Here is a 14,199-nt window from a genome sequence, read left to right on the forward strand (position 1 = left end):
GGCTCGAGGCATGGACATCCCACGGACCCTGCGGGGCACGGCCGCGGCCGTCGCCGCGTCGACCCTGCTCACCCTGACCGCCTGCGGCACGACCGCCGTGCCCCCGACACCGCCCACCGCGCCCGTCGCCGGCTCCCCCGCCGACCCGGTCACCCCCGCCGACCCGGTCACCCCCGCCGCGGCCCCCGCCCTCAGCACCGCCGACGTCGACGCCTGGCTCGACGGGTCCGTGCCGGCCGCCCTGGCCCGCGAGGGCATCCCGGGCGCGAGCGTCGCCGTGGTGCACGACGGCGAGGTCGTCACCACCCGCGGCTTCGGATGGGCCGACGTCGACGCCCGCGAGCCGGTCGACCCGGACCGCACCCTCTTCCGCGTCGGGTCGATCTCGAAGGTCTTCACCGCCACCGCCGTGATGCAGCTCGTCGAGGCCGGGCAGGTCGACCTCGACACCGACGTCGCGGAGTACGTCGACGTCGACCTCGAGCGCCCGGTGACCCTCCGCCAGCTGCTCACGCACACCGGCGGCTTCGAGGAGAAGGTGCAGGGCCTCATCGGCGGGCCCGACGAGACGGTCGACCTGCGCGACGCCCTCACGACCGACCCCCCGGAGCAGGTCTACGAGCCCGGCACCGTGCCGGCGTACTCGAACTACGGCAACGCGCTGGCCGGGCTCGTCGTCGAGGAGGTGGTCGGCCGACCGTTCGAGGAGGTCCTCGCCGACGAGGTGCTGGCCCCGGCCGGCATGACGTCGTCGACGTTCGCCCAGCCGCTGCCCGCGGACCTCGCCGACCGGCTGGCCTCGGCGTACGCCGCACCCGGCGCGGCCCCGGCCGCCTTCGAGACCGTCGGCACCGCGCCCGCCGGTGCCCTCACCAGCTCGGCCGCCGACATGGCCGAGTTCATGCTCGCCCAGCTCGGTGCGGGTGCCGAGCTGGTGTCGGCGCAGACCCGCACGCAGATGCAGGCCCCGGCCCTCGACGAGGACTCGCTGGGCGGCCTAGCCCGCGGCGACCGGATGACGCTCGGCTGGTTCGACCGGGACCGCGGGGGCCACCGTGTCGTCGAGCACGGCGGCGACACCACCGTCTTCCACTCCGACCTGGCGCTCTGGCCGGAGGACGGCTCCGGCATCTTCGTCACCCTGAACGGCTCGGGCAAGGACGCGATGTCGACCGCCGAGGTGCGCACCGGCCTCCTCGAGGGGTTCGGCGACCGCTACCACCCCGGTGACGAGCCCGTGCCCGCCCCGCCGGCCGACGCCGAGGAGCAGGCCGCCGCGCTCGCGGGCACCTACGAGACCTCCCGCACGGTCCGCAGCAACTTCCTCGCCGCGGCGTACGCCGTCGGCCAGACCACGGTGTCCGCCGAGGACGACGGCCGGGTGGTGCTGTCGCCCGGACCCAACGCCGCCACCCCGGTGCGCTTCGAACCGATCGGCGACTGGACCTGGCGCGAGGTCGACGGCAGCGCCACCATCGCCGCCCGGGTCCGGGACGGCGAGGTCGAGGCCGTCGGCTTCGACTCGGCGTTCGCGCTGCTCCCCGTGCCCGCGCACCGCTCGGCCGCCGTGGTCGTGCCGGTGGTCGGTGCCTCCGCCGTCGCGCTGGTCGTGCTCGCTCTCGGGTCGCTCGCCGCGGCCGCCGTCCACGGCGTACGACGCCGGCGCGGCACCGCGGAGCGACCGTCCCGCACCGGGCGCACCCTGCGGGTCCTCACCCGCGTCGGGGTCGCCTGCACCGTGCTCGCGCTCGTCGGCTGGGCCGTGGTGGTCACCGGGGTGATGGGGTTCGCGGCCCCGGGCGACGCGACCATCCGCGCGGTCCAGCTGCTGCAGCTCGTCGGGCTGCTCGCCGTGGTCCCGGCCGGGCTCCGCGCGGTCGACGAGGCGCGCCGTCGGACGGGGGTCGCCCGCGTGCTGGTGTCCGCCGCCGCCGCGCTCGCCCTCGCCGGCGTCGGGTGGGCCGCCCTGTCGCTGCGGCTGCTCGCGCCCGACATCAGCTACTGACCACTAGCCTCGAGCCGACCCAGGAGGACCCGACCGTCATGACGACACCCCCCGACCCGGTGCCGCCCGTCCGCACCTCGCGGACCGACCGCTGGCTGACGCGCCACGGCGTCGTGGGCACCACCCGGCGGGACGCGCTCCTGGCCGCGCTGGTGGCGCTCGCGACCGCGGTGACGCTGCCGGCGGCACTGACGGTCGGCCTCGACGGCGGCCCGGCGGTGCCGGGGGCCGCGACGACCGCCGTGCTGACCGCGCTGTGCGTGGTGCAGTGCCTCGTGCTCGCGCTCCGCCGTACCCGCCCGGAGGTCTGCCTGCTGGCGGTGGCGGCCCTGCAGGTCGCCGTGGTCGCGGCGACGCCCGACGGGGCCGGCGTCCGCGGGGTGGCGCCGCTCCTGGCGGCGTACGCCGTGGCGACCGTGCTGCCCGGCCGCGCGGCGGTCCGGGTCGTCGCCGCGGCGGTCGTGCTGGAGCTCGTCGGGAGCGTGGCGGTCACCGCACCGGCGGGAGACCTGCTCGACGGTCTCGCCGGCGTCGCCGGCGGTGTGGCCACCTACCTGGGGGCGGCGGCGGTCGGCGTCCACGTGCGGGGCCGCCGCCTCTACGTCGATCTCGTCCGACGTCACGCCGCCGACCTCGAGGCCTCCCAGGTGGAGCGGACCCGTGCCGCCGTCGCCGGCGTGCGCACCCGGATGGCGCGCGAGGTGCACGACATCGCGGCCCACCACCTCTCGGCGATGGTCGTCCAGGCCACCGCGACCGCCCGCCTCGTCGACCGCGACCCCGGCGCCACCCGCGCCGGCCTGCTCGCGATCCGCGCCCAGGGTCGGCGGACGCTGGAGGACCTGCGGCTGCTCGTCGGGATCCTGCGCGACCCGGCCACCGCCGAGGACGCCGGACCCGTTCCCGGCCTGGGCGTGCTGGACGACCTGGTCGCCGAGGCCCGGGCCCTGGGCGACGACGTCCGGGTCGTGCGGACCGACGACGGCCTGCGGCTCGGGCACCTCGCCGACGTGACGGCCTACCGCATGGTGCAGGAGGCGCTCTCGAACGCGCGCCAGCACGCACCGGGCGCCCCCGTGGTGGTCGAGGTGGCCCCTGCCGGGAGCGGCGCCGGCACCCGCGACGACGGGGCGGTCGCGCTGACGGTGACCAACGGCCGTCCCGCCCGCAGCGCCGGGGGCGCGGGCGGGCGCGCGTCGGGCGGCGTGGGGCTGCTCGGGATGCGCGAGCGCGTCGACCTCGTCGGCGGCCGCCTCGACGTCGGCCCGACCGACGCGGGAGGATGGCGGGTGCGCGCCGAGCTGCCCGGGGAGCCGGGTCCGCCGGACGCGCCGGAGGGGACGACGTGATCAAGGTGCTGCTGGTCGACGACCAGTCGGTCGTGCGTGCCGGGTTCCGCGTGCTCCTCTCCGAGGCCACCGACCTGGAGGTCGTCGGCGAGGCCTCCTCCGGCCCGGACGCGGTCGCGGCGGTGCGCCGTACCCGCCCCGACGTCGTGTGCATGGACGTCCGGATGCCGGGCGGCGACGGCCTCGCGGCCACCCGCGCGATCCTCGCCGAGCACGGCCCGGACGCGCCCGCCGTGCTGGTCGTGACCACCTTCGACCTCGACGACTACGTGTTCGGCGCGCTCGAGGCGGGGGCCAGCGGCTTCGTGCTCAAGGACTGCGAGCCCGACGAGCTGGTCGACGCCGTACGGCGCCTCGCGGCCGGCGAGGGCCTGCTGCAGGCCGGCATCACGCGGCGCGTCATCGAGGAGTTCGCGCGCCGCCGCGGGACGCCCACGCCCGACGCCCGGGTCGTCGACCGCCTCACGGAGCGCGAGCACGAGGTGGTCCGGCTGCTGGCGCAGGGGCTCTCCAACGCCGAGATCGCGGAGGCGCTCGTGGTCGAGACCACCACCGTCAAGTCCCACCTCGGCCGCGCGATGACCAAGATCGGCACCCGCGACCGGGTGCAGACCGTCGTGTGGGCCTACCGGAACGGAGTCGTCCGATGAGCATCCCCGTCGCCCTGACCGACCTCGCGGGCGTGCTGCCGCGGTTCGGCACCGGCTACCTCCTCACCACCGACGGCGAGCGGGTGAAGGCGGTGCACGTCGCGCCACGCCTGCTCGACGGCCTCCTGCGCCTCGCGGGTCCGGGCGGCGGGTCGTTGCGCAACGTCGGCGAGGGCGCGGCCGTCACCCTGGTCTGGCCGCCCCGCGACGACCCCGGCTTCTCCCTCATCGTCGACGGCACCGCGGCGCCGGACGGCGACGACCTCGTCGTCACGCCCACCGGCACGGTGCTCCACAAGCCCGTGGCCGCCTCCGACGAGGGGGCCGCTCAGCCATTCTGGATCACCGCGTTCCTCGACCTCGCCCCCGCCGCGTGGGCGTCCGCGCCCGCGTACTGGGCCGCGCTCACCGGCAGCACGCTCTCGGACCTGCGCGGCGCCGACGACGAGTTCGCGACGCTCGAACCGGCCGACGGGCACGCGCACCTGAAGCTCCAGCGGACCACTGCCGGGAGCGACCCGGCGCGGCTCCACCTCGACCTGCACGTGCCCGACCCGGCGACGGCCGCCACGCGTGCGGTCGCGCTGGGCGCGATCGTGGTGCACACGAGCGAGCACGGCTACGTGGTGCTCCGCTCCCCGGGCGGCCTGCCGTTCTGCCTGGTCGCCCACCCCGCCTGCCTGCGCAGCAGTCCGGTGGAGCACGACGGTGGCCACCGCTCGCTCGTCGACCAGGTCTGCCTCGACATCCCTCCGCGGCTCTTCGACGCCGAGCTCGCCTTCTGGTCGACGCTCACCGGCTGGGCCCCCCGCCCGTCGTCGACCTCGGCGGAGTTCACCGCCCTCCACCGTCCCGCCGGTCAGCCGCTCCGCCTCCTGCTCCAGCGCCTCGACGACGACCAGCCCCACGTGGGCGCCCACCTCGACCTGGCCTGCAGCGACCGGGCCGCCGAGCTGGAACGCCACCTGGCGCTCGGCGCGACCCACGTCGCCGACCACCGCCACTGCAGCGTGCTCGCCGACCCGAGCGGCACGCCGTACTGCCTCACCGACCGCGACCCGGCCACCGGTCTCCTCCCCGACTGACGACGGACCATGACCGATCGAGGACCGACTGAATAACCCGTCGCGCCGCGCGCCGGCGCCGCCTACGGTTCCCGGCGGCGGGATCAGCAGCCGGCCCCGGGTCTCCCGCGGCCGGTCCTGCGCGTCGTACCCCGCCGTGTCCCTTCTCAAGGAACGGCAAGCGCACCGCGCCGGGGTTCGAGTCCCCTCCGGGCGGGTGGGCGACGAGATCCCGTGGGGCGGAGCCCTGGACCCGGTCGGTCAGCACGACGGCCGACGTCCCGCTCCTCCCCGCGTCGTCGCCCGCCCGTCCACCGCGGGTGCACCCGTCGCACCAGGTGGAGGGACGTCCGCCCGGGCACGGCACATCACCGTCGGAAGGAGGCCGCCATGTCCCGCACCACCCTGATCCACCGCCACGTCACCGTCCACGCCGACGAGCTGCTCGTGGAGCACGTCGACGGCCGCTTCCAGCGCGTGCTGGAGCCCGGGCGGCACCGCCGCGCGCGGCGGGCGACGTACCGCAGCGTCGGCACGCGCGAGCAGCTCGCCACGACGGCCGCCCAGGAGGTCACGACCTCCGACGGCGTGCCGGTGCGGGCCACGGTCGCCGTGCGCTGGGGCGTCGGCGACCCGCTCGTGTACGTCGAGCGCGCCGACGACCCGGACGCCGTCGTCTACCTCGCCACGCAGCTCGCGCTGCGCTCCGTGCTCGCGGAGGTGTCGGTCGACGACCTCGCCGCCGCCGACCGGGCCGCGCTCGGCGCCCGCATGACGGCACTCGTGACGCCGGCCGCGGCCGACGTGGGGGTCGTCGTGCACGAGATGCACCTCAAGGACGTCGTGCTACCGCCCGACGTGCGGGCGGCGTACGCCGAGCAGCTGGTCGCCCGGCTCCGGGGCCAGGCACGGCTCGAGGCGGCCCGGGCCGAGACGGCGGCGCTCCGTGCGCTCGCCAACGGCGCCAAGCTGCTCGACGAGCACCCGGCGCTCGCGCGGCTGTGCACGGTCGAGGCCCTGCCGCACGGCTCGACCGTCGAGCTGAGGGCCTGACCCGTACGACGCGGTGGTGGGGGCCCGATCAGGCCTCCACCACCACCGGGATGATCATCGGCCGGCGACGGTGCTTGTTGCCGACCCAACGACCGATCGTGCGGCGGATCGTCTGCTGCAGCTGGTGGGTGTCGGTCGTGCCCTCGGCGATCGCCCGCTCCAGCGCCTCGAGGATCGGGCCCCGGATCTGGTCGAACGTCGCGTCGTCCTCGGCGAAGCCGCGGGCGTGGATCTCGGGTCCGGAGACCACCTTGCCGGTGACCGTGTCGACCACGACGATCACCGAGATGAAGCCCTCCTCGCCGAGGATCCGGCGGTCCTTCAGCGACGACTCCGTGATGCCGCCGACGTTGGAGCCGTCGACGAAGACGTAGCCGCACTCGACCTTGCCCGTGATCGACGCCCTGCCGTCGACCAGGTCGACGACGACCCCGTCCTCGGCGAGCAGCACCCGGTCGGCGGGGACGCCCGTGGCCCGGGCGAGGTCGCCGTTGGCGCGCAGGTGCCGGACCTCGCCGTGGATCGGCAGCACGTTCTTCGGCTTCACGATGTTGTAGCAGTAGAGGAGCTCGCCCGCGCTCGCGTGGCCCGAGACGTGCACGAGCGCGTTGCCCTTGTGCACGACGTTCGCCCCGAGGCGCGAGAGCCCGTTGATGACGCGGTAGACGGCGTTCTCGTTGCCCGGGATGAGCGAGCTGGCGAGCACGACCGTGTCGTTCTCCTCGAGCCGCACGAAGTGGTGGTTGCGCTGCGCGATGCGGCTGAGCGCCGACAGCGGCTCGCCCTGCGACCCGGTCGAGATCAGCACCTGCTTGTGGGCCGGGAGGTCGCCGAGCTCCTTGGCGTCGACGATGAGCCCGGGCGGCACGGTGAGGTAGCCGAGGTCGCGGGCGATGCCCATGTTGCGCACCATCGAGCGTCCGACCCACGCGACCTTGCGGCCGTGCTTCACCGCGGTGTCGAGCACCTGCTGCACGCGGTGCACGTGGGAGGCGAAGCAGGCCACGATGATGCGCTGCTCGCTGGCGTGGAACACCCGGTCGAGCACCGGGCTGATGTCCTTCTCGTGGGTGGTGAAGCCCGGCACCTCGGCGTTGGTGGAGTCGGTCATGAAGAGGTCCACCCCCTCCTCGCCGAGCCGGGCGAACGCGACGAGGTCCGTGATGCGGCCGTCGAGCGGCAGCTGGTCCATCTTGAAGTCGCCCGTGTGCAGCACCACGCCGGCGAGCGTGCGGATGGCGACCGCGAGGGCGTCGGGGATCGAGTGGTTCACGGCGACGAACTCGAGCTCGAAGGGGCCGAACGAGATCGTGTCGCCGGCCTTGACGACGTGGTGCACGGTCTCCCGCAGACGGTGCTCCCGCAGCTTGGAGCCGAGGAGGGCCAGCGTGAGCTCGGAGCCGACGAGCGGGATGTCGCCGCGCTCGCGGAGCAGGTACGGCGTGGCGCCGATGTGGTCCTCGTGGCCGTGGGTGAGCACCAGCGCCTCGACGGCGTCGAGCCGGTCCCGGATGGCCGAGAAGTCCGGCAGGATCAGGTCGACGCCGGGGTGGTGGTCCTCCGGGAAGAGGACACCGCAGTCGACGACGAGCAGTCGCCCGTCGTACTCGAAGACGGTCATGTTGCGACCGACCTCGCCGAGACCGCCCAGCGGGATGACCCGGAGGCCGCCCTCCGGGAGGGCCGGCGGGGCGCTCAGCTCGGGGTGGGGGTGGGACAAGCGGACTCCTGGTGACTGATCAGTGGATGAGCCCCGACTGCTCCAGGCCGGCGCGCAGCGCGGCGACCTCGTCGTCGTCGAGTTGGACGAGCGGGCTGCGCACGAACCGGTTGTCGATCACGCCCAGCAGCTGCAGCGCTGCCTTGGCGGTGGTCGCTCCGTAGTTGGGGACGCCCATCACGGCGTCGATCGCGGGGAGCAGCCGCGTGAAGATCTTCAGGGCCCCGGCGCTGTCGCCGCCGAGGTGGGCGTCGAGCATCGCGCGCAGCTCGGTGCCGCAGACGTGGCCCGCCACCGAGACGAACCCGGCGGCGCCGTGGGCGAGCCAGCCGAGGTTGAGGGCGTCGTCACCGGAGTAGAGCGCGAGCCCGGTCTCCCGGATCCGCACGCCGCGCGGGAAGTCGCCGACCGCGTCCTTCACGGCCACGACGGCGTCCCAGCGGGCCACCTCCTCGTAGGTGGCCAGCGCGATCTGCGAGCCGGTGCGGCTGGGCACGTCGTACAGCATGATCGGCATCTCGGCGGCCTCGACGACCTGGCGGAAGTGGTGCGTGATGCCGGCCTGGCCGGGCTTGTTGTAGTACGGCGTGACCAGCAGACCGCCGTCGGCGCCGTTCCTCCTCGCCTGCTTCGCGAGGATGATCGAGGTGCGCGTGTCGTTGGTGCCGATGCCGGCGACGAGGGTGATGTCGGGGCCGACGGCGTCGCGCACGGCGGCGAGGGTCTCGCCGTCCTCGTCGGTCGTCGTGGTCGGCGACTCGCCCGTGGTGCCGGACACGACGAGACCGTCGTGGCCGTTCGCCACCAGGTGGCGGGCGATGGCCTGCGTGCCCTCGAGGTCGACGGCACCGTCGGCGTCGAACGCCGTGGCCATCGCGGTCAGGACACGCCCGAAGGGGGCGTCGGCGGAGGCGGTCGTCACGAGGGCAAGGCTAGCGCGCGGCGGGGCCCGGGCCGGCGGCGGCTCGCTGCGCCGGCGGCAGCCGACGTTTCGCCTCGTCCGGCCCGCGGGAGCATCGGAGCCATGACGCAGATCGCGGGACTCGGCTCCTTCCACCTCGACGGCCACGGCACCGGATGGCTCGTCGGCGACGAGACCCACGCCGTACCGGGCCTCGGCGTGTCGGGGCGGTTCGTGCTCGACGACACGTTCACCGACCTCGAGGCGGCGGGCGCGGTCATGCGGCGGTTCCTCGGCCTGCCCGCGGACGTCCGCGACGTCCTGACCCCGTTCCTCTGGGCCTACTACCGCGACACCGTCGAGATGAACGGCCTCCCGGTCGAGCTGACCGGCCCGGACCAGGTCTGGTCGCAGGTGCGGGTCGGCGACGAGTTCCTCGTCGGCCGGGACGGGGAGGCCTGGTACGTCGACGTCGAGTCGGGCTGCGACTGGGAGCCCGAGCACGGCCTCCAGCTGGTGTTCCGCGACGGGGACACGCTGGTCAAGGTCGGGCAGTACGACGGCCACCGGGCCCACCTCGGCACCGACGAGGTCTACCCCGGGGCCGGGTACGCGGACGGCAGGCCCGCGCACCCGGCGCCGTGAGACCGGTGGCACCGGCCCCCTGAGGGATCCTCAGAGACCGCAAACGTGGGGCGCGACCTGCTCGGCCACGAGCGCGAGGTGGTCGAGGTCCGCGAGGTCGAGCACCTGGAGGTAGGCGCGCTGGGCGCCGATCTCGGCGAACGCCGCCAGCTTCTCGACGACCTCGGCCGGGGTGCCGGCGAGACCGTTCTCCCGCAGCTCGGCCGTGTCGCGGCCGATGGCGGCGGCGCGGCGGTCGATCTCGGCCTCGGTCTCGCCCACGCAGAGCACGAGCGCGTTCGACCACGTCATGGTGGCGGGGTCGCGGTCGATGGCCTCGCAGGCCGCGGCGACGCGGGCGAACTGCGCCCTCGTGGTCGCGGCGTCGACGAACGGCAGGTTGAACTCGTCGGCGTACGCCGCGGCGAGCGCCGGCGTCTTCTTCTTGCCGACTCCGCCGATGAGGACCGGCGGCTTCGCCTGGGTCGGCTTCGGGAGCGCGGGCGAGTCGGTGAGCGTGTAGTGCTCCCCGTCGTACGAGAACGTCTCGCCGACCGGGGTGGCCCAGAGCCCGGTGACGACGGCGAGCTGCTCGGCGTACCGCGCGAAGCGCTCCCCCGTGCTCGGGAACGGCAGCCCGTAGGCCGTGTGCTCGGCCTCGAACCAGCCGGCACCGAGGCCCAGCTCGACGCGGCCGCCGCTCATCTGGTCGACCTGCGCCACCTGGATGGCGAGCACGCCGGGGTGGCGGAAGGTCGCCGACGTCATGAGCGTGCCGAGACGGATGGTCTCGGTGTCCCGGGCGAGACCGGCGAGCGTGGTCCACGCGTCGGTCGGGCCGGGCAGCCCGTCGCCGCCCATCGTCAGGTAGTGGTCGGAGCGGAAGAAGGCCGAGAAGCCGAGGCGCTCGGTCTCCTTCGCGACGGCGAGCAGCTCGTCGTACGTCGCGCCCATCTGGGGTTCGGTGAAGATGCGCAGGTCCATGCCGCCAGCCTGCCAGGTCAGGACAGCGGCGGGGCCTGCACCCGGTAGCGGCGGACCGCACCGTCGGGGGTGTCCCACACCTCGGAGAGCACACCACCCACCGCCTCGACGACGCGGGCCGACGCACGGTTCGCCACGAGGCAGACCACGGCGACCTCCTCCAGCCCGTACGACGACGCGCGGCCCAGCACCTCGCCGACCGCCCACGTCGCGACGCCGCGGCCACGGGCGGTGGGGCGGACGCCGTACCCCAGGTTGCCGACGGCCCGGGTGCGCTCGGGCGTGATGCCGTGACGCAGGGCGATCCCGCCGAGCACCTCGCCGTCCTCGACGATCCACCAGGAGGCGACCGCGCCGTCGCCCCGGTCGGTCCCGGCCTCCCGGAGCGAGCGGACCCACGTCGCGAACCCCTCCGTCGTGCGGACGTCGTCGTCGGGTCCGATCCCGAAGCTGTCCTCGTGGAGGCCGGGGCCCCACTCGTCGTGCGCCGCGAGCCAGGCCGGGTGGAGGTCGGCCGTCGGGGCCAGGAGCTGGGGCATGTCGACGACCGTAGTCCCCGGACGACGTCGGTGACAGCGCCTCGGCGTGCGCCCGGCACAATCGCCGCATGACCTCCGAGCAGCGCCCCGACCCGCTCCTCCCCGGCCCGGACGGCGCCGACCGGCCGCTGCCGCCGGCGGACGCCGAGGCGTACCGCGCCCGGCTCGAGGTCGAGGGCCTGTCGTCGTACGTCGACGCGCTGCTGCCGCAGGTGCGCACGGGGGCGCGGCTGGTGCCGGCGCCCGACGGGGACGGCACGGCGGTCGGCACGACCCGGCTGGGTGGTCGCCCCGACCTCCCGACGGCGACCGCCTGGCCCGACGGGTACGACGCCCCCCTGAGCTTCGTGCTCCAGGTCGACCTGGCCAGCCTGCCCGCCGAGCTCGCCGACAGCGGCCTGCCCACCTCGGGGCTGCTCTCGTTCTTCTACGACGCCGTGGAGCAGCCGTGGGGCTTCGAGCCGCACGACCGGGGCTCGTGGGCGGTGCTGCACAGCGCGGCGGGCGAGGAGCTCGTCGCCCGCGACTTCCCGGACGACCTCGACCCGGACGTGCGGTACCGGCCGCTGGCGCTCGTGGCGCAGACCGTCGCGTCGTTCCCGCCGCTGGAGTCGCAGGAGGCCGCGGCCGCCGGGATCGGCCTCGACGACGAGGTGGTGTGGGAGCGCTACGAGCGGGTGCTCGGCGCCCCTCGGGGTGCGACCCACCGCCTGCTGGGCCACCCGGACGCCCTCCAGGGCGACATGCAGGAGGAGAGCCAGCTCGTCAGCAGCGGCATCTCCACGGGCGGGCTCGTGCCCGGCGACGACCCCGCCCGCCTTGCGGCGCTGCCCGGCGCCGACCGGTGGCGGCTGCTGGCCCAGGTCGACAGCACGCCGGAGGCCACGGGCATGGTGTGGGGCGACGCCGGGCGGCTCTACTTCTGGATCCGCGAGGACGACCTGCGCGCCGGCGCGTGGGACCAGGTGTGGGTGGTGCTGCAGTGCGGGTGAGGCTCGACCCGGAGCCCTACCGCGGCGCGCGGCGCCGTACGACGACCGCGAACCCCTCGTGCTCGGTGCGCTCGACGACGGGCCAGTCGGCCTCGTCGAACGCCGGGTAGCGCACGTCGCCGTCGGGCTCCTCGGGGATCTCGGTGAGCACCTGGGCGTCGACGAGCCCCGGCTGCTCGAGCGCCGCCAGGTAGACCTGCGCGCCCCCGACGACCATCAGGTCGCCGTCGAGGCCGTCCGCGACGGCGAGCGCCGAGACGAGGTCGGCGGCCAGCAGCACACCGTCGGCCGCCCACGACGGGTCCCGGGTGAGCACGACCGTGGTGCGGCCCGGCAGCGGCCGGCCGATCGACTCGTAGGTCGCGCGCCCCATCAGCAGCGTGTGGCCGAGGGTGCGGCGCTTGAACTCGGCCTGCTCCCCCGGCACCCGCCACGGGATCCGCGGCCCGTCGCCGATGACGCCGTTGCGCGCCACCGCCGAGACGCAGACGACCTGCTTGCCGCCGGGCGTGGTCATACGGCGATCGGCGCCTTGATGCCCGGGTGCGGGTCGTAGCCCTTGATCTCGACGTGCTCGAGGTCGAACGCGTCGATGGCCGTCACGGCCGGGTCGAGCCACAGCGTCGGCAGGGGGCGCGGCTCGCGCGTGAGCTGCAGGCGCGCCTGGTCCAGGTGGTTGAGGTAGAGGTGGGCGTCACCCAGCGTGTGCACGAAGTCGCCCGGCTCGAACCCGACGACCTGCGCCACCATGTGGGTCAGCAGGGCGTACGACGCGATGTTGAACGGCACGCCGAGGAACACGTCGGCGCTGCGCTGGTAGAGCTGGCAGGAGAGCCGGCCGGGCCCGCCGTCGACCCCGGGGGCGACGTAGAACTGGAAGAGCGTGTGGCAGGGCATGAGCGCCATCTGGTCGACCTCGGCCACGTTCCACGCGCTCACGACGTGCCGACGCGAGTCGGGGTCGCTGCGCAGCTGGTCGATGATCTTGGTGATCTGGTCGATGGTGCCGCCGTCGGGCGTCGGCCAGGAGCGCCACTGCGCGCCGTACACGGGCCCGAGGTCGCCGTTCTCGTCGGCCCACTCGTCCCAGATGCTCACGCCACGCTCCTGGAGCCAGCGCACGTTGGTGTCGCCGCGCAGGAACCAGAGCAGCTCGGCGAAGACCGAGCGCGTGTGCACCTTCTTCGTGGTGACGAGGGGGAAGCCCTCGCTCAGGTCGAACCGCATCTGGTGGCCGAAGACGCTGCGCGTCCCGGTGCCCGTGCGGTCGGACTTCTCGACCCCCTCGTCGAGGATCCGGCGGACGAGGTCGAGGTAGGCCTGCACCCGCCTGAGACTACCCCCGCGCCTCCGGGCGCGTCGGTAGCCTTGGCGCTTGTGTCCGTCGCCTCCCTCCACCTCCCCGACCTGACCGGACCCGACGCCCGGGTCGTCGTGCCCGCCCCCGACGCCGGCCCCGGCAACTGGGCCGGCGCGGCGAGCGCGACGTACGCCGACGGAGCGGTGCTGCTGACCTACCGGGTCCGCCGACCGCTCACCGAGGGCCGCGGGGTCACGACCGTGGTGGCGCGCGCGACCGACGGCGTGCACTTCGAGCAGGTCTGCGAGGTGCATCGCGACGACTTCGTCGCCGAGTCGTTCGAGCGCCCCGTGGTCGTGCGGCGACCGGACGGCGGCTGGCGTCTCTACCTCTCCTGCGCCACCCCGGGCTCGAAGCACTGGTGGGTGGAGGCGCTCGACGCCAACACCCTCGAGGGCCTGCCGACCGGGCGCCGCACCGTCGCGCTGGCCGGCGACGCCGGACCCCGTGGGGTGGCGGTGAAGGACCCGGTGGTCGTCGTCGACGACGAGGGCCGCTGGCACCTCTGGATCTGCGAGCACCCCCTCGACGAGCCCGGCCACGAGGACCGCATGACGACGGCCTACGCCACCAGCGACGACGGCCTCGTCTGGCACCGCCAGGGCACCGTGCTCGCCCCCCGGCCCGGGGAGTGGGACGCCCGCGGCGCCCGCGTCTCCGCCGTGCTGTCGCTCGCCCCGCTCGTCGTCCTGTACGACGGCCGCCCGCGCGCCGAGGACAACTGGCACGAAACCACCGGCGTGGCCCGGGCGACCGACCCCGCCGCCGGCCCGGCCTCGCCGCTCGCCGCCGACGCGGACGCCCCCGTGCAGCGCTCGCCGCACTCCGACGGCGCGCTGCGCTACGTCACGACGGCGCGCCTGCCCGACGGCTCGGTGCGCTTCTACGCCGAGCGGGCGCGGCCCGACGGTGCGCACGACCTCGTGACCGTGCTCCAGCCGGCTCCCTGAGGAGCAGG

Annotated in this window: 14 protein-coding genes; 8 read left to right on the forward strand and 6 right to left on the reverse strand. The window is 75.0% G+C overall.

Annotated elements, in window-relative coordinates:
• The first annotated feature begins 10 nt into the window (after positions 1 to 10).
• The 5 genes from K329_RS26845 to K329_RS0113955 all read left to right on the forward strand — a co-directional run bounded on the left by K329_RS26845 (position 11) and on the right by K329_RS0113955 (position 6,121).
• Positions 11 to 2,005, forward strand: a complete 1,995-nt coding sequence (locus tag K329_RS26845) for a serine hydrolase domain-containing protein (protein ID WP_052336891.1) — start codon at positions 11 to 13, stop codon at positions 2,003 to 2,005.
• 38 nt (positions 2,006 to 2,043) lie between these two features.
• On the forward strand, positions 2,044 to 3,354 hold the full coding sequence (locus tag K329_RS26850; RefSeq protein WP_052336892.1) for a sensor histidine kinase: 1,311 nt from the start codon (positions 2,044 to 2,046) through the stop codon (positions 3,352 to 3,354).
• Positions 3,351 to 4,004 carry a response regulator gene (locus K329_RS0113945; RefSeq protein ID WP_028473529.1) on the forward strand — a complete coding sequence of 218 codons (654 nt, stop codon included), beginning with the start codon at positions 3,351 to 3,353 and terminating at the stop codon, positions 4,002 to 4,004. Before K329_RS26850 ends, K329_RS0113945 begins: the two co-directional genes overlap by 4 nt.
• Entirely contained in the window at positions 4,001 to 5,089 is a 1,089-nt protein-coding gene (locus K329_RS0113950) for a VOC family protein (protein WP_211225861.1), read from the forward strand. The genes K329_RS0113945 and K329_RS0113950 overlap by 4 nt, the downstream gene beginning before the upstream one ends.
• 369 nt (positions 5,090 to 5,458) lie before the next feature.
• A complete protein-coding gene (locus K329_RS0113955) occupies positions 5,459 to 6,121 on the forward strand; it encodes an SPFH domain-containing protein (RefSeq protein WP_028473531.1) in 663 nt (220 codons plus the stop codon).
• A gap of 28 nt (positions 6,122 to 6,149) precedes the next feature.
• Here the strand turns inward: K329_RS0113955 and K329_RS0113960 are convergent, their stop codons facing one another.
• A complete protein-coding gene (locus K329_RS0113960) occupies positions 6,150 to 7,841 on the reverse strand; it encodes a ribonuclease J (RefSeq protein ID WP_028473532.1) in 1,692 nt (563 codons plus the stop codon).
• 19 nt (positions 7,842 to 7,860) lie between these two features.
• The gene (gene dapA / locus K329_RS0113965; RefSeq protein ID WP_028473533.1) at positions 7,861 to 8,763 is read right to left on the reverse strand and encodes a 4-hydroxy-tetrahydrodipicolinate synthase; all 903 of its coding nucleotides are present in this window, start codon (positions 8,761 to 8,763) and stop codon (positions 7,861 to 7,863) included.
• Between the two features lie 102 nt (positions 8,764 to 8,865).
• On the opposite strand from dapA, the gene K329_RS29645 reads away from it, so the two are divergent.
• Positions 8,866 to 9,387, forward strand: a complete 522-nt coding sequence (locus K329_RS29645; protein ID WP_052336893.1) for a DUF6985 domain-containing protein — start codon at positions 8,866 to 8,868, stop codon at positions 9,385 to 9,387.
• A gap of 30 nt (positions 9,388 to 9,417) precedes the next feature.
• On the opposite strand, the gene K329_RS0113975 is transcribed toward K329_RS29645, so the two are convergent.
• Positions 9,418 to 10,350 carry an LLM class F420-dependent oxidoreductase gene (locus tag K329_RS0113975; RefSeq protein WP_028473534.1) on the reverse strand — a complete coding sequence of 311 codons (933 nt, stop codon included), beginning with the start codon at positions 10,348 to 10,350 and terminating at the stop codon, positions 9,418 to 9,420.
• A gap of 17 nt (positions 10,351 to 10,367) precedes the next feature.
• Complete coding sequence (locus K329_RS0113980; protein WP_028473535.1) at positions 10,368 to 10,889, reverse strand: GNAT family N-acetyltransferase; 522 nt, start codon at positions 10,887 to 10,889, stop codon at positions 10,368 to 10,370.
• A gap of 68 nt (positions 10,890 to 10,957) precedes the next feature.
• Here K329_RS0113980 and K329_RS0113985 point away from each other — a divergent pair, with 68 nt between their 5' ends.
• Positions 10,958 to 11,881, forward strand: a complete 924-nt coding sequence (locus K329_RS0113985; protein WP_052336894.1) for a YwqG family protein — start codon at positions 10,958 to 10,960, stop codon at positions 11,879 to 11,881.
• A gap of 16 nt (positions 11,882 to 11,897) precedes the next feature.
• Here K329_RS0113985 and K329_RS0113990 read toward each other — a convergent pair whose 3' ends face one another.
• Positions 11,898 to 12,398, reverse strand: coding sequence for a dihydrofolate reductase (locus tag K329_RS0113990; RefSeq protein ID WP_028473537.1), 501 nt, complete (start codon positions 12,396 to 12,398; stop codon positions 11,898 to 11,900).
• Positions 12,395 to 13,207 carry a thymidylate synthase gene (locus K329_RS0113995; protein WP_028473538.1) on the reverse strand — a complete coding sequence of 271 codons (813 nt, stop codon included), beginning with the start codon at positions 13,205 to 13,207 and terminating at the stop codon, positions 12,395 to 12,397. The genes K329_RS0113990 and K329_RS0113995 overlap by 4 nt, the downstream gene beginning before the upstream one ends.
• Positions 13,208 to 13,258: 51 nt before the next feature.
• Between K329_RS0113995 and K329_RS0114000 the strand changes: the two genes are divergently transcribed.
• Positions 13,259 to 14,191: a hypothetical protein gene (locus K329_RS0114000; protein WP_028473539.1), complete on the forward strand. Its 933-nt coding sequence runs from the start codon at positions 13,259 to 13,261 to the stop codon at positions 14,189 to 14,191.
• The last annotated feature ends 8 nt before the right edge of the window (positions 14,192 to 14,199 follow it).

Source organism: Nocardioides alkalitolerans DSM 16699 (assembly GCF_000426525.1).
In the GTDB taxonomy this organism is placed as follows: Bacteria; Actinomycetota; Actinomycetes; order Propionibacteriales; family Nocardioidaceae; genus Nocardioides; species Nocardioides alkalitolerans.

What these genes read in the sequence shown, in the direction of transcription:
- K329_RS26845 (WP_052336891.1), top strand. Translation starts at nt 11, where the DNA reads ATGGACATCCCACGGACCCTGCGGGGCACGGCCGCGGCCGTCGCCGCG.
- K329_RS26850 (WP_052336892.1), top strand. Translation starts at nt 2,044, where the DNA reads ATGACGACACCCCCCGACCCGGTGCCGCCCGTCCGCACCTCGCGGACC.
- K329_RS0113950 (WP_211225861.1), top strand. Translation starts at nt 4,001, where the DNA reads ATGAGCATCCCCGTCGCCCTGACCGACCTCGCGGGCGTGCTGCCGCGG.
- K329_RS0113955 (WP_028473531.1), top strand. Translation starts at nt 5,459, where the DNA reads ATGTCCCGCACCACCCTGATCCACCGCCACGTCACCGTCCACGCCGAC.
- K329_RS29645 (WP_052336893.1), top strand. Translation starts at nt 8,866, where the DNA reads ATGACGCAGATCGCGGGACTCGGCTCCTTCCACCTCGACGGCCACGGC.
- K329_RS0113975 (WP_028473534.1), bottom strand. Translation starts at nt 10,350, where the DNA reads ATGGACCTGCGCATCTTCACCGAACCCCAGATGGGCGCGACGTACGAC.
- K329_RS0113980 (WP_028473535.1), bottom strand. Translation starts at nt 10,889, where the DNA reads ATGCCCCAGCTCCTGGCCCCGACGGCCGACCTCCACCCGGCCTGGCTC.
- K329_RS0113985 (WP_052336894.1), top strand. Translation starts at nt 10,958, where the DNA reads ATGACCTCCGAGCAGCGCCCCGACCCGCTCCTCCCCGGCCCGGACGGC.
- K329_RS0113990 (WP_028473537.1), bottom strand. Translation starts at nt 12,398, where the DNA reads ATGACCACGCCCGGCGGCAAGCAGGTCGTCTGCGTCTCGGCGGTGGCG.